The sequence below is a fragment of the Streptantibioticus parmotrematis genome (assembly GCF_019890615.1).
Lineage (GTDB): Bacteria > Actinomycetota > Actinomycetes > Streptomycetales > Streptomycetaceae > Streptantibioticus_D > Streptantibioticus_D parmotrematis.
The window spans coordinates 57,478-75,536 of the sequence record NZ_JAINVZ010000005.1; the positions used below are offsets into that span (position 1 = coordinate 57,478).

Consider the following 18,059-nt stretch of genomic DNA (forward strand, 5'->3'; position numbering starts at 1 on the left):
GTCAACCTCGCAGTCGGGGGGAGACGATCGGCCGCAGCAGCGACTGGACGTGGGCGCAGTTGTCGCCCGCGACGACCACCCGTCCGACCGAGCCGGTGTGCCGGGCCAGGTCGGAGGCGAGGACCTCGCGATCGGCCGCGGACAGAGGCTCGGTGTCGGGGAGCGGCGCCGCGCGCTGCACCTCCACGTCGTGGCCCTGCGCGGCCAGTTCGGCACCGGCGTCCAGCTCCTGTCGCGACACCGCCGCGATCTGGCCGACGGCACGCTCCCGGACGGGGGAGAGGGCGGGCGGACGGCCGTCGAGGTGGACGGCGAAGACCGCCTGCGCCCACGAGTCGCCGGTCGCGCGCTCCACCAGGCCCACCAGACCGCCACCGGAGAGCCGGAACCCCATCTCCACGAAGACCGGCCCGGCCTCGCCCTGGATGACGTCCACGTGGAACGGGCCCTCGCGGTAGCCGACCGCGTCCAGGCAACGTGAGGTCAGCTCCCGCAGCCCCTCGTCCGCGCTGTCGCCGTGCCGGGCGAGGTGGCCGACCTCGCGGAAGCCGGACAGTCCGGGGGCGTCCGGCACCTCCTCCAGCGTGGTCAACTTCTCGCAGACACTGAGCAGATGGGGGCGGCCGCCGTGGGCGACGCCCTGCACGGACAGCTCGGGGCCCTTGACGTACTCCTCCGCCAGGACCGAACCGAACTCCCCGCCACCGTAGTTGCGCATGCCGCGGATCAAGTCCGCCGCGTACGACCGCTGTTCCGGGTCGTCCACCAGCACGACCCCGAGACCACCGCCGCCGTCGGAGGGCTTGACCACCTGCGGGTAGCCGAGGTCGTCCGGCGGTCCGTCAGGGGTGAGCACGGCGAACCGCGGCTGGGCGACGGCGGCTCCGGCCCGCCGCAGGGCCTCGCGCTGCTCGCGCTTGTCCGGCGGCCGGAACGCCTCGCCCACCGCCGGCCAGGGCGCCGAGCCGACCGCGCGGGCCACCGCGAAACCGGCGTACACATACCGTTCGAACCCGGTGAGCACCAGCCGGGGCGCCACTCCCGCACCGGCCAGCGCCGCCGTGACGGCGGCCTCGTCCTGCGGCCGCTCGACCGCGACCTGAAGGTCGAACGGCCGGCGGCCCAGCATCCGGCGCCACCGCAGGTACGCCGGTGTCTCCACGAGCACCGCCCGCATACCGCGCTCGCGCGCCTGGTCCAGGTACGGGTCGAGCCCGTCCCGGGTCGCGCCGAGCTGGACGAAGTCGTCCCCGGCGCGCCGTGCGAAGTCCTCGCCAGTAGCGGTCACGCGTCACCGGCCGGACAGCAGCTCGGGCACCAGCGGCCCGTCCGCGGAGTGCCGGGTGGAGATGACCTCCTTGTGCGGGTCGCCCTCCAGGATCGAGTCGATCAACTCGCCCTGATCCGCGCCCGCCGTCGCCGACGTGATCCGCAGCGAACCCCGGTACAGGACCCGCAGTTGATCGAGCGTCAGGCCCGTGGCTGACTCCAGGCGGCCGGTCAGGGCCGCGTCGCCCTCGGCGCCGTCGAGCAGCGCGTGCACCCGCGGCGCGGCCTCGGCCAGGTCGGGCTGCTCGGCCCGCAGGTACTCCTCCAGACCCGCGCCCTTCTCGGTGAACGGCGCGTACACCATGGCCACCAACTGCTCCTCGGTGAGGCCGTAGGCGTCCAGCGCGTACGCGTCCATGGCGGCCCGCATGCGGTCGGCGGCGCCTTCGTACCGCTCGCGCATCAGCTCCACCAGCTGCGGCGGGAACTCCTTCTTGCCCATCAGCGAGATGGCGAACCGCACGTATTCGTCGAGCCCGTCCGCGTAGGTGCGGCCGTAGCGGCGTTCGCACTTCAGCGCGCGCAGGTGTGCCATGAGCGCGGGGTTGCCGCAGTCGGACTCGGTGAAGCTGAAGGCGATGTCGTCGAAGCGGAAGCCCAGGTACTCCGTCAGCAGCTCCCAGTGGTCACCGGAGGCGTAGGCGGTGTCGTCGTAGATGGAGAAGAACCGCAGGCCCTCGCGGACGTCGGTGGTGATGGCGTGGTCCGCGATCACACCGGAGGCGTCGGGGCCGTGGATGTCGGCGAAGTACGCCTGCGAGATGTTGTCCAGCGCGGCCAGGAAGCCCTTGAAGCCGGAGCGCTGGTCGCGGGGCGGCTGGAGACCGAAGCGCTTGGCGAGCCGGGACACCCACAGGTAGTAGTCGCGCTGCTCGCGCTGCGAGTCACCGGTGATGATCAGGTCCACGCCGCCGTCGTGACCCGCCGCGAGCCCGAAGGAGTTGACCATGCTGAGGTTGCAGGCGTTGCAGAACGTGGGGCGGGCGTCGGCGGCCGTGCGGTGGCCGGTCATCAGGATGTCGACCCGGTTGCGCTCCACCACGTCCGCGTCCTGGGATACGTCCACGTCGAACGGGCGCACCCGGCGGCCGTCGATGAGCAGCAGTTCGCAGGCAGGGTCCTCGGCCAGGCGCAGCGCGCCGTAGACGCGGTCGATGTTCTCCATCACCGCCCGCGGCATGCCCGCGTGCCGGTTGGTCGCGACCCGCATGCGGAAGGTCGTGCCGTGCAACTGGAAGAGGACCAGCTGCATGGCCCGCACGAAGGTGAGGGTGTACGAGCTGTCCTTGCCGCCGCCGTACGCGACCAGCACGACGCTGCTGCCCAGCGGCCGGTCGTCGGGCAGCGCGTCGTGCAGCCGCATCGCGCAGCGCACGGCGCCCTCGTAGTTCTGCGTGGACAGGACCGCGCGTAACTCGCGCAGCGCGTCGGCACGCAATTCGCTGATATCCGCGGAAACGCCGGAGGATGACACGGCAGAAGGCATGGTGGGGTGTCCCTTTCGGAAAAGCGGAACGACTGGTTTCTGGTTTCTGGTGTCTCGGCGTCCGTCACGCACGGACGCCGGAGATCCGTGTCGTCGCGGACACGGCGGACGGTGCCGCGCTTTCGGCAGCCCGCCCGTCAAAAAACGGAACGGTCCCTGCGGTTCGTCGGCCGACGACGCACCGGGGAACTGCCGCTGCGGCTGATCAACTGCGAAAAGACGTCACAAGAACGCGGACCGGTCCACGGCAGGCGGGACTATCCGCGACAACACGCGAAGCGTCGGTCGCGAGGAAAAGACATGTGCGATGCGGCCCCCCGTCGAGATTCCCCCGGCCCCGCTTACCAACCCGGGGCTCGCGCTTCAATCTCCAGGAGGTTGCGGGACGGTGTCAACAGCCCGGCGTGGTTTGGCTGATACCCGGTTGGCCGAATGCGGGCGGTTCACCGATCGCCCGGTTTTCCGGTTCCGGGAACGCCATCGGGGACGGTCGCGGCATCCCAATGGCGACGCAAAGCGTCGAGTACCGCGCGCACGGCGGGCCGCCGTTCCGCTTGACCGCGCCACGTCGCGGACACCTGACGCGACGGCGCCGGGCGCATCGGCACCGCGCGGACCCCGGCGGGCAGCGCCCGGCGGCCGAGCCGAGGCAGCACCGTCACTCCCAACCCGGCCGCGAGCAGCGCCACTTGCGACTCGTGCTCCTCCACCTGATAGGCGATGTCGGGCCGTGCGCCGCAGCGGGCGAAGGTACGGGTCAGCCACTCGTGGCACATCGCGCCGGGGCCCTGGCTGATCCACCGCTCACCCAACAGGTCCGACGGCGTCAGCGTCTCCCGGCCGGCCAGCGGATGCCCGGCGGGCAGCACCACGTCGGCGACGTCCTCCCCGAGCGGCGAGGCCGACAGGGAGCCGGGCAGCACCAGCGGGGTGTTGTGCCAGTCGTGCACCACCGCGACGTCCGCCTCGCCCCTGACCACCTGGGCGGTCGAGCGGTTGGGGTCCAACTCGACCAGACGGCAGTCGAGTTCGGCGTACCGCCCGGACAGCTCCGCGACGGCGGCGGCGACGAAACCACGGCACGCCGTGGGGAACGCCGCCAGCACCAGTCGGCCGGTCGGCACGCCCCGGCTGTCCTCCAGCTGCGCCTGCGCCCGCTCCAGGACGGCCGTGACCTGGTCGGCCGCCTCCACCAGCAGCCAGGCGGCGGGCGTCAACTCCGCACCACTGCCCTTGCGTTCCAGCAGTTCGGCGCGGACCTCACGTTCCAGCTTGGCGATCTGCTGGGAGACGGCCGAGGGGGTGTAGCCCAGGGCGACGGCGGCGCGGGCCATGGAGCCGTGCTCGGCGATGGCTTTGAGGGCGCTGAGCCGGCTGAGATCGAGCATGAAGCCATGCTAATCCCCACCCTTCAGGGATGGTCGCTGGCCGGGGCGACCCCGATGTTGATTTCATGGTCCACGCATGTGAAGCGCGCTCAGGAAGGTCCCGTATGAAGCCCGCCCATGTCGCTCTCGCTGTTGTGGTGGCTGCCGTCTGGGGCGTGAACTTCGTCGTCATCGACGTGGGGCTGAGCGACTTTCCCCCGCTGCTGTTCTCGGCGGTGCGCTTCACCCTCGCCGCGGTTCCCGCGGTGTTCTTCGTGGGGCGGCCCCGGGTGGCCTGGCGCTGGGTGATCGCGGTCGGAATCGCGCTCGGCGTGCTGAAGTTCGGATTCCTGTTCATGGGAATGGACTCGGGAATGCCGTCCGGAATGGCCTCCCTGGTGCTCCAGGGCCAGGCGGTGTTCACCGTGCTGTTCGCCGCGGTGCTGCTGCGCGAGAAGCCGCGCAAGGTACAGGTCGCCGGAATGCTGCTGGCGACCGCCGGAATCGTGGTGGCCGGAACGGATTCCGGGGCGGCGGGACCGCTCGGCCCGTTCCTCATGGTGGTCGGCGCCGCCGCGTTCTGGGGCGTGTCCAACATCGCGATGCGCAAGGCGAGTCCGCCGGACATGTTCCGCTTCATGGTCTGGGTGAGCGTCGTCCCGCCCATTCCGCTGGCGCTGATCTCCGTTCCGTACGAGGGCTGGCACAAGGACATCACCGCGCTGCGCGACATCTCCTGGGGCGGTGCGGGCGCCGCCCTGTACGTGGCGTGGGGTGCGACGCTCTTCGGATTCGGCGTGTGGGGTTTCCTGCTGCGCACCTACGACTCGCCGACCGTGGCCCCGTTCTCGCTCCTCGTACCGGTCTTCGGGCTCGCCGCCGCGTGGGTCTTCCAGGGCGAGCGGATGACGCTGACGACGTCGTTCGCCGCCGCGCTGGTGGTCGTGGGCATCGCCATCGGCATGCTGCGCCCCGGCAGCGTGCCGTTCCTGCGGCGCGGAGCACCGTTGCCCGCCGTGGCGCCCGCGGACGCCGACCCGATGCCCGCCGCCGAGGACACGCCGGTCGCCTGAGGGCGCGCCGGCCGTCCAAGGGCGCGCCGGCTGGCCGAGGTACGCGGCACACGTCGCCCTCCGGCCTGCCCGCAGCCGTACCGCAACACTCGTGTGACCCTTTGGGGTGGGATCTTCCCGGAGACCCGCGCCGTGCCATCTTCTCGTGCATCGTGGGTAGGCGGCCGCGTGTCCCAAGCTGCCCCTGTCCACAGGAGGTTGGAGTCCCCATGCCGATGAAGGCCCGTCCGCCCCAACGTCTGCGCCACGGCTGCGCGGTCGCACTGACCTCGGGCGCCGTCCTGGTCAGCGGGACGCTCGCCACCACGGCGCAGGCCGCGCCGACACGAGCGATGCCGACCCGGACCGCTCCGGTGAAGGCCGCGGTGGCGAGGACCGCGACCGTGAAAGCGCCCTCCATCGTGGCGAAGGGCGGCTACGTGATGAACGACGCCGCGGGCCGCGCCCTGTTCGCCAAGGCCGCCGACACCGCTCGCTCCACCGGTTCCACCACGAAGATCATGACGGCCCGGGTGGTGCTCGCCAGCAAGAACCTCGACCTGAACGCCAAGGTGACGGTCCAGAAGGCCTACAGCGACTACATCGTCGCCAAGAACGCCTCGTCCGCCCATCTGATCGTCGGCGACAAGGTCACCGTCCGCCAACTGCTGTACGGCATGCTGCTGCCCTCGGGCTGCGACGCCGCCTACGCCCTCGCCGACACCTTCGGCAGCGGCACCACGCGGGCCGCGCGCGTGGCGTCGTTCATCGCGAAGATGAACGCCACGGCCAAGAGCCTCGGACTGCGCGACACCCACTTCGACTCGTTCGACGGCATAGGCAACGGCGCCAACTACTCCACGCCGCACGACCTGTCCGTCCTCGCGGCGAGTGCGATGCGCTACAGCACGTTCCGCTCCATCGTGGACACCAAGTCGACCCGGCAGACGGTCACCACGGAGTCGGGCGGCTACCGCTACATGGACTGGAGCAACACCGACAACCTGCTCACCGCCTACCCCGGCACCATCGGCGTCAAGACCGGCTCGGGTCCCGAAGCCGGGTACTGCCTGGTCTTCGCGGCCGTACGCAACGGCAAGACGCTGATCGGTTCGGTGCTCGACTCCACCACGGAAGCCACCCGCACCACCGACGCGGAAAAGCTGCTCAACTACGGCTTCAGCCGCTAGGACAACACACCGTGCGCCCGGTCGCCGCGAACGCGGACGACCGGGCGCACAGTCATGTGTCTGCGCGGGTTGTCAGCCCGCGCGAGCGAAGGCGCCCGGGCGCACGCTCACGCCTACCCCTGTACCGCCTGACCCGTGCCGGGCTCGGCGCCCGCCGGGCTCGTCTCGACCCCGGCCAGCGCGGGCAGCCGGTGGACGTGGCCGTGGCGCCAGCGGTGCCCGCGGGCAGCTGTACGGCGGCCCCGCAGATGGCCCAACTCCCGCCGCAGCGTGGGCGCGAGCAACGGCCCCAGCACCACGCCGCCGCCGAGCGCCAGCGCGATCCCGCTGGCCGTCACCAGCGAGGCCAGGCCCGGCGTGTACTGGCCCGTGCTCAGGTCGACGAATCCGCGGTACAGCGAGAGCCCCGGCACCAGCGGGAAGATCCCCGCCATCACGATGACCAGCGGCGGCACCCGCAGGCTACGGGCACACAGCGCTCCCGCCAGCCCGATGCCGAGCGCGGCGACGAACGACGCGGCGACCGCGCTCGCGCCGAACATCGACGCCACCAGGTACAGCAGCGACCCCGCCGCCCCGGCCGCGCCCGCCGCCAGTGCCGCGCGCAGTGGCGCGTAGTTGGCGACCGCCGCCGCCGCGGCGCCCAGCGTCCCGGCGATCACCCGGGTCGGCAGGCTGAGCAGCGGGACCGACAGGTCCGGTGTGACCCGTACGTCCACCCCCGCCAGCACCCCGAATCGCACGGCTATCGTCACGCCGACCAGCACGCCGATCGAGGACAGCAGGATCTCCACACCTCGGGACGTCGCGGTCAGCAGGTAGCCGGTGATGGCGTCCTGCACCGTGCCGACCGTGGCCAGCCCGGACAGCAGCACCGCGATGCTCGCCGCGACGACCAGCGAGGGCGCCTGCCCGGCCGGCAGCCGACCCGCCGCGTCCAGGCAGACCGTCACCCCCGTCGCCAGCGCCGCGCCCACCACCTGCTGGAACAACAACGGGACCCGGTGATTGTTGAGCACCCGCCCCACCCGGTCGATCAGTGCCGTGGTGAGGCCCGCGAGCACCACGACGAGCGCGCCCGCGCCCAGCAGCAGCGACATGCTGGCCGCCATGACCGCGAGCGACACGGTCGACACCCACCGCGGATACCGGTGGCCGCCCTTCGACAACTCGACAAGCTGCGATTCGACCTCGTCCAGCGAGGGCTTCTCCACCACGATCCGCTGCGCGAGACGCGTGGCCTCGTACAGCCGGGTGTAGTCGGGCGACCGTGAGGTCACCAGCCACATCGCCGTCACCGGTGCCCCGGGCACGCCCCGGGGCACCGACAGCGTGATGGCGTCCGCCGTGATGTTCACCTGTGCTTCCGGCACTCCGTAGGCCGCCGCGACCGCCAGCACCGAGTCGGCGACGTCGGCGCTGCCCGCCTGCCGGGCCAGCAGCGTCTCGCCGAGTCGCAGTGCCACGTCCAGGACCCGTCGTACCCGCTCCTCTGTCAAAGCCACGACCGGTCGCGTGCCCGACACCTGCCGGACTATGCACACCGCGGGTCGTACCGTGGGTCACACGGCGTGCGCGCTCCGGGCACCCGCGCCCGCACGGACGCGGCCCCCGGCGGCCGCCTCGCCCCCCACGGGCGAGGCGGCCGCCGGGGGCCGCGAGCACGTCCGCCCTCAGACGCGCCGGATGCGGTCCGCCACGAAGTGGCCGACGGCCAGGTAGACCGCCGCCGCGATGCCGTAGTTGAGTACCGTGCGCAGCCAGCCCGCACGCGGTGTGAACAGGTCGCGCGACCAGCCCGAAAGCCAGTCCGCGGCATTGTGGACCCAGTTGACCAGGTCGTTCGCGCGGTTCGCGTCGAGGAACCACATCACAATCCACACGATCAGGATGAGTGCCGCCGCGTCCGCGACTCCCGCAACCAGACGCGCCGCGCCACTTCCTCCGTATCGGGCTCTGTATCCGGTCATGCCCAACGCCTTGCCGTGCCGGGGGCGTTGAAACCTCAAGGTTTCCCTTCCAACGGCCGGTCGCCGTCCGGCCGGGACCACCACACGCCCTCACCGTGCGACAGCCCGGGCAGCGCGCGCTGGGCCTCCGGCGCCGCGCGCGCCGGGATCACCCCCTCGACCAGCCATGACGACGTGCCGCCCGAGGTCCGCCGGATGTGCGCGCCGAGCCGGGCCAGGCACGCGGTGACCGGCGCGAGGCAGTCCAGCGGCACGTCGGCCTCGAAGGCGTGACAGGGCTCGTACACCCGCGTGCCGGCCCGCGCCAGGGCCCTGCGCAGCACCAGGCGGGTCACCTCGCGGAAGTCACCGGCGGTACTGAGGGGGCCGACGAAGGCCGAACGGACCAGTGTGACGGCGCAGTCGGTCACCACCCAGCCACCCGGGCCCTCGCGCAGCCCCGCGTGGACGCTCTCCTCGACGGCCCGGTGGAACGCGGGCGGGAGCGCGCCGAGCTCGGTCTCGTACCGGAACACGCACCCCGAGCCGTGCGCCAGCGGGTCCACCCGCAGTCCCACGGTGGCCCACCGGCCGTCCGGGGTGGGGGCACGCCATCCCATCTCCTCGCACGCCTCGGCGGAACCGGCCGGGCGCTCCACGCAGATGATCGCGCTCGGCGCGAAGTCGGCCTCGATGCCGTGGTCGCGCACCAGGGTGGCGGCGATGATCTCCTTCTGGACCTCGCCGTACAGCAGCACGCGGGTGGCGCCGTCCGGCTCCGCCTCGGCGTGGATCAGCGGGTCGCGGTCGGCGAGCTCCAGGAGCGCGGCGTGCAGCCGGGCGGTGGCGCCAGGCGAGGAATGCCGCGGCCTGACGGTGGTCCTGAGCGTCGGCGCGGGCAGCAGCGGCGTCGCGTTGCCGCCGTGTTCGTCGCGCGACAGCCGGTCCCCGGGCCGTACACCGGGCAGGCCGGTGATCCTGCCGATGTTCCCCGCGGTGAGCACGGTGGCGTCCTGCCCCTCGCGACCGACGACGTGGAGGGAGGTGATCCGGCCGGTGTGGCGGCCGGTCGAGCCGTCCGCCTCCCGGCGCAGCAGCGTCACCCGTCGGCGGGGCGCCAACTCGCCCGCGAACAACCGCAGATACGCTCGCCGTTCGCCGCCGGGACCACGGTCCACGGCGAAGACCGTGCCGCGCGGCGCGGTCGCGGCCCGCGACTCCCCGCCCTCCTCATCGGGTCCCGTGGCGGCACCCCGCACGTACGGCGTGCGCAGGGCGGGGCCGAGCAACCCGGTCATCCCGTCGACCAGCGCGCCGATGCCCTCGCCACTGAGCGCGGCCCCGAAGTACACCGGGAAGACCCGCGCCCCGCCGACCTGCTCGGCGAGGACCGCGCGCAGGTCGGCGGCCGTGGGAAGCGGGCCGTCCACCATCCTGGCCAGCAGCGCGTCGTCGCACTCGGCGAGCACCTCACCGGTGGACGCGAGCACGGACGGGTCGTCGAGGGACAGCGGCAGGGCGCGTGCTTCCGGCGTGCCGATCCGTGTCACCCGGGTCATCGCGACGACCCGGGGGCTCAGCCTGCGCCGGATGTCGTCCAGCAGCCCGGCGTCACGCGCCCCGGACCGGTCGATCTTGTTGACGAACAGCAGCGTCGGCAGGCCCATGCCGCGCAGCGTCCGCATCAGCAGCCGGGTGTGGGCCTGCACACCCTCCACCGCGGACACCACGAGCACCGCCGCGTCCAGCACCCCGAGCGCCCGCTCGACCTCGGCGACGAAGTCCGCGTGCCCCGGTGTGTCGATCAGGTTGACCTGGGTGTGGTCCGTGGTGAACGAGACGACGGCGGAGCGCACGGTGATGCCGCGCTGCCGTTCGATGTCCCCGGTGTCGGTCTGGGTGTCACCGGTGTCGACGCCGCCGAGGCGGTCGATGACGCCGGTGTCGAACAGCAGGCGCTCGGTCAGGCTGGTCTTGCCCGCGTCGACGTGCGCCAGGATGCCGACGTTCAGAGTGTGCTGGACGTTCCTCGTGGCAGGGAGGGAAGGAGTGCGCATGTGTGTGTGAGTCCTCGGAAAGTCACCGTCCGGATGGGGCGCTGGGTGATTCCGTGGAGTCGGCGCATCGCGTTGCTTCCTGCCTGGTGGGGAACGGGTCCTGCGCCATCCTGGCAGTCGCCCGGCCGCGCGCAACCGAATATTCGCCGCGCGTGCCGCCGTCTAGGGTGGCCGTCATGACGCCGCAGACGTATCTGACGCAGCTGTTCTCCCTGGACGGCCGGGTGGCCGTGGTGACCGGCGGCAGCTCCGGTATCGGCCGGGCGATCGCCGGCGCGCTCTCCCGGGCGGGCGCCCGCGTCGTGCTCGTGGCCCGCGGAAAGGACGAACTGGCCCGCGTCGCGGACGAGTTGACGGCGGAGGGCGGCGAGACGGGATGGGTCAGCGCCGACCTGGCCGACCGCGACGGGGTGCGCGACGCGGCGCGGGAGGCGGCCGCGGTGTTCGGGGAGCCCGACATCCTGGTCAACAGCGCGGGGATCAACCTGCGCCCGCCGATGGACGAGCTGGACGACGCCACGTGGGACACCACGATGGCGGTGAACCTCACCGCGCCCTATCTGCTCGGCCAGTGCTTCGGCCCGGGCATGGCACGGCGCGGCTTCGGCCGCCTCATCCACATCTCCTCGCAGCAGGCGCACCGCGCGTTCGTCGACAGCGGCGCCTACGGGGTGTCCAAGGGCGGGCTCGAATCGCTGGCCCGCTCGCAGGCCGAGGCCTGGTCGCCGTACGGCGTCACCAGCAACACGCTCGTGCCGGGCTTCGTGATGACGCCGCTCAACGCCCGGCTCTCCTCGGACCCCGACCGGGTGGCGGCGCTCGCCCGCCGCACGCTCGTGGGCCGCAACGGCGTCCCGGAGGACTTCGCGGGCGCCGCCGTCTTCCTCGCCTCGGCCGCCTCGGCCTACGTCACCGGGCAGGCGCTCTTCGTGGACGGCGGGTTCTCCGTGCACTGAGGCCGGACGGGCGCGGGACGTGGGGCGTACGAGGTCAGTCCACGGCTTCGGCCGCCGCCCTGGCCGCGGTCTCCACGAGGGAGATCCCCGTCTGCTGGGACGGCTGGCCGTCGCTGAGCACGGCGATGAGCAGGCGGTGGCCGTCGTGCCGGACCTCGCCCACGCTGTTGATCACCCACAGGCCGTCGTCGCTGCGCGGCAGCCAGCCGTTCTTCAGCCCGCTCACGGTGCCCGGGTCGGCCGCCGCGCTCACGCCCCACTGCTGATCGGCGCGCACCGCGCGCATCAGCGAGACGGCGTACTGACGGGAGGAGTCGGTCAGCGGCGAGTGCGGCGTCATGATCGCCGCGAGCAGCCGCAGCTGGTCGTCGGCGGTGGTCGTGGTCAGGCCCCAGGCCGTCCCCGCGCCGACGGTGGTGGAGCGCAGCCCGAGCGTCCGGTGGGTTCGCGTCACCGCGGCGGCGCCGAGCTCGCTCCACAGCGTGCTGGCGGCGTCGTTGTCGCTGTCCTGGATCATCACGCCGGCCAGCCGCCGCTCCCGGTCGGTGAGCGGCCGGTGCTGCTCCTGCGCCCGGAGCAACAGCGTGACGAGGATGTCGACCTTGACGATGCTGGCGGTGACGAAGCGATGGCCGTCGGCCGTCGAGTACCGCCCGGTGACGCCGGTGTCCAGATCGCGGACGGCGACCGACAACCGCCCGGTGCCGGAATCCCCCGGCTGACCCACCGCGCCGGAGACCATCGAGGCGACGCCCGCGTCGGCGTCGGTCGTGGAGCGCATGGCCGCGACGATACGCCCCCCGGCCAGCACCGCGACCAGGGACAGCACCGCACCGACCGTACGGACCCGCATGCGCCGCCGTCACCCCGTTCCTCTGCCGCCCGCCCGGCGGAAGCGGCGGGCCCGCCGGACCGGCCGGGAACCACACCGCACTCCGCCTCGGGACCGGGATACCCCGTACGACAGCGCGGATCAATACGCGATGCGGGTGAAGCACCCCGGCCGACGCCTCCTGTCACCGCCCCCGCAGCAGGCCGATCACCGGTGCGAACGCGGCCATGTCCCGCTCGTGCACGCACACGTACGAGAACCCGAACCGCTCCCTGCGCTCCAGCAGCGCGGCGGCGATCTGCTCCTCGCTGCCGACCAGCAGGGTGGGCACCTCGACGATCTGCTGAGCCGTCAGGTACGGCAGGCGCCTGCGCATCGTCTCCGCGGTGCCCGACCGGTCGGGCGTCACGACGACCGTCTGCACGAGGATGTTGCGTTCCAACCCCGCCGCGCGCTCGCCCGCCTCCCGCTCGAAGAAGCGCACCCGCTCGGCCATGGCGTCCGCGTCGATCAGCCGCAGCGTGCCGCGTGCCGAGCCCGGCGCGAGGACGGCACCGGCGAACGACACGATGTCCGCGTGACGGGCGGCGAGCCGCAGCACCCGGTCGCCGTTGCCGCCGATCAGCACCGGCAGCCGGGCGGGCGGTTCGGTGAACCCCAGCGGACGCGGGTCGGCGAACAGGGCACGCAGGCTGGTGACGGTGTCCTCCAGCCGGTCCACCCTGCTGCCCGCGCTGCCCCACTCCACCCCCGCGGTGTCGAACTCCGAGCGCACGTAGCCGGTGCCGACGCCCACCTCGACGCGGCCGTCGGTCAGCGCCTCCGCGGACAGCGCCTCCCGGGCCAGCAGGACCGGGTTCCAGAAGGCGCTGTTGAGGACGTACGTGGTCACCCGCGCCCGGGTCGTCGCGTGCGCCGCGGCGACCATCGCGGAGAACGGCGCCTGCACGCCCAGGTGGTCGGGGACCGCGATGACGTCGAACCCGTGGCGTTCGGCGGCACGGCACCGGTCGGCCCACTCGGACCCGCGTGAGGCGACGGGCGAGAGGTTGACGCCGAAGCGGAAGGGGGTGGCCGGGCTCACTCGGTGCTCCTCGTCGGAAGGGAAGGCGTCGGAATCGAAGACGCGCGGGTCGGAGACGTCGGTGTCGAAGGCGTCGCGATCGCAGGCGTCGGGTCGGCGGGAGCCCCGGCGCCGGGCGCGTCACCGGAACTGGCAGCTCCGAGGCGGGAGTTCCGTACCGACCGCGTGAGCAGATCGGGGAACTCGCCTATGACGCACGCGAGTTCGTTCGCCAGCGCGTGCGCGTCGGCGGCGCCGATCACGTCGCCCCGGAAGGCCAGGTCGCCGCGCACCCCCTCCGGACCCCGGGTGAAGGTGACGGTGAGGCCGAACTTGCTGGCCTCGTCGCTGTGCATGGCGTCGTCCAGCGGCACCAGCCGGGCGCTGCCCAGGTCCGCCGACCAGTCGGCCATGCTCACGTTGTTCAGCACGCAGTCGACGTACGGCGTGCGTCCGGGCCTGCGCCGTGGGCGTAGCCCTCTCACGACCTCCTCGAACGGCGCGTGCCGGTGCTCGAAGGCGTCGAGCACCTCGTCCCTGACCGCCTCCAGCAACTCCCCGAAGGTCGTCTCCCGCGTACAACGCGACCGCAGGACGAGGGTGTTGAGGCTCGGGCCGAGTACGTCGCCCGCGCCCTGCCCGGCGCGGTCGGCGACCGGGACGCCGAAGGTGAGGTCCGCCGCGCCCGACGCGCGGTGCAGCACCGCCGCGAGCGCCGCGGCGTGGACCGCGAACGCCGTGGTCCGCCACCGCGCGCCGAGTTCCTCGGCCTTCGCCGCCGCATCGGGCGCGAGACGCAACGGAACGTTGCTCGAGCCCTCCGCGACGTCGGGCGAGGGCAGGCCCAGGGCGGCCGGGGCGTCGCGCAGGTGCTCCTGCCAGTACGTCAGGTCGGCCTCCGCCCGCGCCCGGCCCGACCCGGTGCGCTGGGCGCGGACCAGATCGCGGTACTGGCCGGCCGGCTCGGGCGGCGGGGAACCGGGTGCGGCCGCGTGCCGGTAGCAGCGTTCCAGCTCGCGCGTCAGCAACGGCACCGACTCGCCGTCCAGGACGAGGTGGTGGACGCACAGCGCGAGCACCTGATCACCGTCCGGCGAGCCCACCAGCGCGGCGGCCAGCAACCTCCCCTCGGCGGGCACGAAACCGGTGGCGGCGCTGTCCGACCACTTGCGCAGCCACTGACGACGCGCGTCGTCACCGGGCTCGTCCGGCTCGGCGCGCTCCACCTCGGGCACCCACGCCTCGCCGACCTCGTGATGGAGGCGGCCGTCACGGTCGACGAAACGGGTGCGCAGGATCTCGTGGCGTTCCACGAGCAACGCCAGCGCCGACCGCAGCGCGTCCGGGTCCAGGGTGCCGCGCACGCGCCAGAACAACGGGATGTGGTAGCGGGCGTGCGCCGGGTCGAGGCGTTCGGCCAGCCAGATGCTCTCCTGGAAGCCCGACGCGGGGAACACCTCGCCCCACCCGTCGTCCCGTGCCCCGGCGGATGCCTCCGCGGTCCGGGTACCGAGTCGGTTTTCGGCCACCGCGGCGAGGGCGCCCAGTTGAGGGTGGGTGAACAGGTCGCGCATCGTCAGTTCGACGCCGAGCCGGTCGGTGATCCGGCCGAGCAGGGTGGCGGCGAGCAGGGAGTGGCCGCCGAGTTCGAAGAACGACTCGTCGGGGGCCAGGTCGTCGATGCCGAGCACGTCGGCCCACACGGCGGCCATGGCGTCCAGGGTCGCGGGCGTCGCCTCGCGCGGAGCGTCGCCCGTGTCCGTGTCCGTGTCCGTGTCGGCGTCGTCGGAGGTGTCGAGCGCTTCCGCGGAGGCCGCGGAGGTGGCCGGGGGCAGCAGGGCGTCCACGTCGGCGAGAGTGCGCCGGGGATCCGCCGCCATGTCGGTCAGCACCGCGCGGTAGTCCCGGGCCAGAGCCGCGATCCGGTCGGCGCCGACCGCGCCCGCCGGGTCCTTCCACAGCATCCGGCTGCCGGTGCTGCCCTCGGCCAGCATCACCGTGAGCCGGTAGTCCGCCACGTCGGTCAGGTCGAGCATGCTCAGCCCGCACCGCGTGTCCCCGTGCGCGAGCGCGAAGTCGAAGACGTCGACCCCGGTCTCGCTCGCGGTGTTCCAGTACTCGAAGACCACCTGGTGCGTGGTGTGCCGGGCCCGGGGCCCCACCAGGCCCGCGGCGCGCAGGATCGCGGGCAGGGGCAGGGCTCCGTGCGCCAGCGACTCCCTTACGACGGACCGCAGTTCACGTACGACGTGCTCGTAGGTGTCACCGGCGCGCATCCGCAGTCGGAACGGCAGCACGTTGACGAAGAAGCCGACCCGCCCGGCCAGCGCCTGGTCCGAACGGCCGTGGTACGGCGCCGAGACGATCAGGTCGTCACCGCCGGTGTGGTGCCGCAGGACGACGAAGAGCGCCGCGAACGCCACGGTGAAGCGGGAGACGCCCAGCGCGTCGGCGAGCCGTGCCACACCGGCGGCCGCTTCCGGATCGAGGGGCAGCGGCCATGTGGTGGGATCGACGGTCCCCTCGGCTCCCGGAGCCGGAAGCAGGCGGTCCTCCGGCGCGTCCGCGAGCCTGTCACGCCAGAACGCGCGCAACGGCTCGCCCGCCTCGCCCTCGGCGGCCTCGCGCGAACGGGCGGCGTGCTCCACCACCGGGCCGGGGTCCTCGGGCCCGCCGACGTCCTCGCCCGCGTAGGCCCGCCGCAGGTCGTCCAGGAGCAGCGGGATCGAGGTGCCGTCCAGCACGATGTGGTGCACGGTCAGGAGCAGCACGGTGTACCCCGGGCCCTCCAGCACCTCGACCCGGGCCAGCGGTCCCGAGGTGAGGTCGAACGGCGCCCGTGCCGCCGTGATCGCGGCGTCCCGTTCACCGCTGACGGCCCGCACACGGACCGGGACGGCCGAGGCGCCGTCACCGTCCCACACCAGGCACGCGCCGTCCGCCGTGTTCAACACCCGTGCGCGCAGCGCCGGATGGCGCCGGACCACCGCGTCGACGGCGGCGCGCAGCCGCTCGACGTCCAGAGCGTCCAGAGCGCCGGTGACCTCGAAGGCGAGCGGGATGATGTGCTCCCACTTGTCCGGGTCCACCTGCCACGTCACCCACATCGCCTCCTGGGTGGCGGACAGCGGCAGACCGCCGGGCGTGTCGGCGCCGCTGCGCGGATCGCCGTTCACGCGGCCCCTCCCGAGGCGCGCCGCGTCAGCCGTTCCGCGAGGGCGCGCTTGTCGGTCTTGCCGGACGGGCTGAGCGGCATCTCCGGCACCGCCACGAATCGCCCGGGCACCATGAACGAGGGCAGCGCCGCCCGTGCCCGTTCCGCGAGCCGTTGCGGCAGGCCGTCCGCCGTGCCGTCCTCCCCGCCGCCGGGCGCGGTGGTGTAGAAGGCCACGAGCATGCGTTCGCCGATGCGGCTGGTGGCCGCGACCACCACGACGTCGGCCACACCCGGGGTGCCGCGCAGCGCGGTCTCGACCTCGCCGGTCTCGATGCGGTAGCCGTTGATCTTCACCTGGTCGTCGGCGCGCCCCGCGTACTCCATCGTGCCGTCGTACCGCGCGGTCGCCAGGTCGCCGGTGCGGTAGTAGCGGCGCGGCTCCCGGCCGGGCAGGGTGAGCGTGGGATAGCGCTCGGCGGTCAGCTCGGGCCGGTCCAGGTAGCCGATGGCCAACTGCGGTCCCGCGAGGTGGATTTCCCCCACCTGGCCCGGATCGGCGACCTTGCCCTCGTCCGTCAGCAGCGCCAACTCGAAGCCGTCGAGCGGCAGTCCGATGTTGAGCGCCGGGTCCGGCAGCGGGTCGGGCGACTCGTCGTCCCCGTCGGCGGCAGGCGTGCCGTCGATCTCGTGCGCGGGGATGTGGCGGCAGGTGGAGAACACCGTGGTCTCGGTGATCCCGTACATGTTCACGAACTCCGTGGCCGGACCGTGCGTCCCGCGCCACGCGCGGACCGCCTCCACGTCGACGGTCTCGCCGCCGAAGATGACGTACCGCACCGGGAGCGTCTCGCCGGCAGGGGCTCGGGACAGGTAGCGGAACACGGACGGCACCTGGTTGAGCACGGTCACCCGCCGCTCGCGCAGCAGGTCGAGCGTCGCCTCGGGGGAGCGGGCCACGTCGGCGGGGACCACGACGAGTGTGGCGCCGTGCGAGAGCGCTCCCCACATCTCCCACACGGAGAAGTCGAAGCAGTACGAATGGAAGAGCGTCCACACGTCGTCCTCGCCGGTGTCGAGGACCTTCTCGCAGGACTCCAGCAGCGCGGTCACGTTGCGGTGCGAGACCACGACGCCCTTGGGCCGGCCGCTGGAACCGGAGGTGTAGATGACGTAGGCGGGCATGTCCGGGGTCACGGTCACCTCACCGGCGACCGGCGCGTCGTCCCGCCACAGGGCCGGGTCGAGCGCCAGCACCCGCCCGGCGTCCGGCAGCACGGCCGGATCGGTGTCGTGGTCCGTCAGCACCAGGTCCACGGCGGCGTCCCGGGCCATGTACCGTACCCGGTCGGCCGGGTAGGACGGGTCGAGCGGCACGTAGGCGCACCCGGCCCGCAGCACCGCCAGGACGCAGACCACGACATCGTTGCCGCGCCGCAGGCACAGGCCGACGCGGGCGCCGGGCCCAGGGACCTCGCGCAGGATCGCGGCGGCCAGGCGGTCGGCCCGCTCCGCCAGTTGACGGTACGTCAGGTCCTCGCGGCCGTCCGTGACGGCGGGCGCGTCCGGGCGCAGCGCGGCCTGCCGCGCGAACACCTCGTAGAGGTTCAGCTGTGACAACACG

Annotated in this window: 13 protein-coding genes; 3 read left to right on the top strand and 10 right to left on the bottom strand. The window is 72.9% G+C overall.

What is annotated here, in order from left to right; translation table 11 throughout:
* Position 1 precedes the first annotated feature (1 nt).
* The 3 genes from K7472_RS09815 to K7472_RS09825 form a co-directional block, all read right to left on the bottom strand.
* Entirely contained in the window at positions 2 to 1,288 is a 1,287-nt protein-coding gene (locus K7472_RS09815) for an ATP-grasp domain-containing protein (protein ID WP_222976259.1), read from the bottom strand.
* Between the two features lie 3 nt (positions 1,289 to 1,291).
* Positions 1,292 to 2,815 carry a PqqD family protein gene (locus tag K7472_RS09820; protein ID WP_252395371.1) on the bottom strand — a complete coding sequence of 508 codons (1,524 nt, stop codon included), beginning with the start codon at positions 2,813 to 2,815 and terminating at the stop codon, positions 1,292 to 1,294.
* A 443-nt stretch (positions 2,816 to 3,258) separates the two neighbouring features.
* The gene (locus K7472_RS09825; RefSeq protein WP_222976261.1) at positions 3,259 to 4,203 is read right to left on the bottom strand and encodes a LysR family transcriptional regulator; all 945 of its coding nucleotides are present in this window, start codon (positions 4,201 to 4,203) and stop codon (positions 3,259 to 3,261) included.
* A 104-nt stretch (positions 4,204 to 4,307) separates the two neighbouring features.
* Here K7472_RS09825 and K7472_RS09830 point away from each other — a divergent pair, with 104 nt between their 5' ends.
* On the top strand, positions 4,308 to 5,255 hold the full coding sequence (locus K7472_RS09830) for an EamA family transporter (protein ID WP_222976263.1): 948 nt from the start codon (positions 4,308 to 4,310) through the stop codon (positions 5,253 to 5,255).
* Positions 5,256 to 5,470: 215 nt separating this feature from the next.
* Complete coding sequence (locus K7472_RS09835) at positions 5,471 to 6,424, top strand: D-alanyl-D-alanine carboxypeptidase family protein (protein WP_222976808.1); 954 nt, start codon at positions 5,471 to 5,473, stop codon at positions 6,422 to 6,424.
* Between the two features lie 113 nt (positions 6,425 to 6,537).
* Here K7472_RS09835 and K7472_RS09840 read toward each other — a convergent pair whose 3' ends face one another.
* The 3 genes from K7472_RS09840 to K7472_RS09850 form a co-directional block, all read right to left on the bottom strand.
* Positions 6,538 to 7,929: a threonine/serine exporter family protein gene (locus tag K7472_RS09840; RefSeq protein ID WP_222976265.1), complete on the bottom strand. Its 1,392-nt coding sequence runs from the start codon at positions 7,927 to 7,929 to the stop codon at positions 6,538 to 6,540.
* 168 nt (positions 7,930 to 8,097) lie between these two features.
* Positions 8,098 to 8,394: a hypothetical protein gene (locus K7472_RS09845; protein ID WP_222976267.1), complete on the bottom strand. Its 297-nt coding sequence runs from the start codon at positions 8,392 to 8,394 to the stop codon at positions 8,098 to 8,100.
* 35 nt (positions 8,395 to 8,429) lie between these two features.
* On the bottom strand, positions 8,430 to 10,430 hold the full coding sequence (locus K7472_RS09850) for an elongation factor G (RefSeq protein ID WP_222976268.1): 2,001 nt from the start codon (positions 10,428 to 10,430) through the stop codon (positions 8,430 to 8,432).
* 176 nt (positions 10,431 to 10,606) lie between these two features.
* Between K7472_RS09850 and K7472_RS09855 the strand changes: the two genes are divergently transcribed.
* On the top strand, positions 10,607 to 11,386 hold the full coding sequence (locus K7472_RS09855; RefSeq protein WP_222976270.1) for an SDR family NAD(P)-dependent oxidoreductase: 780 nt from the start codon (positions 10,607 to 10,609) through the stop codon (positions 11,384 to 11,386).
* 34 nt (positions 11,387 to 11,420) lie between these two features.
* Here K7472_RS09855 and K7472_RS09860 read toward each other — a convergent pair whose 3' ends face one another.
* From K7472_RS09860 to K7472_RS09875, 4 genes are all read right to left on the bottom strand, one after another.
* Positions 11,421 to 12,239 (bottom strand): serine hydrolase, encoded by an 819-nt coding sequence (locus K7472_RS09860; RefSeq protein ID WP_252395373.1) that lies wholly within the window; start codon positions 12,237 to 12,239, stop codon positions 11,421 to 11,423.
* A gap of 163 nt (positions 12,240 to 12,402) precedes the next feature.
* Positions 12,403 to 13,302, bottom strand: coding sequence for a TIGR03621 family F420-dependent LLM class oxidoreductase (locus K7472_RS09865; RefSeq protein ID WP_222976272.1), 900 nt, complete (start codon positions 13,300 to 13,302; stop codon positions 12,403 to 12,405).
* Positions 13,299 to 16,457 carry a condensation domain-containing protein gene (locus K7472_RS09870; RefSeq protein ID WP_308013835.1) on the bottom strand — a complete coding sequence of 1,053 codons (3,159 nt, stop codon included), beginning with the start codon at positions 16,455 to 16,457 and terminating at the stop codon, positions 13,299 to 13,301. The genes K7472_RS09865 and K7472_RS09870 overlap by 4 nt, the downstream gene beginning before the upstream one ends.
* The gene (locus tag K7472_RS09875; RefSeq protein WP_222976274.1) at positions 16,454 to 18,058 is read right to left on the bottom strand and encodes an amino acid adenylation domain-containing protein; all 1,605 of its coding nucleotides are present in this window, start codon (positions 18,056 to 18,058) and stop codon (positions 16,454 to 16,456) included. The genes K7472_RS09870 and K7472_RS09875 overlap by 4 nt, the downstream gene beginning before the upstream one ends.
* Between the last annotated feature and the right edge of the window lies 1 nt (position 18,059).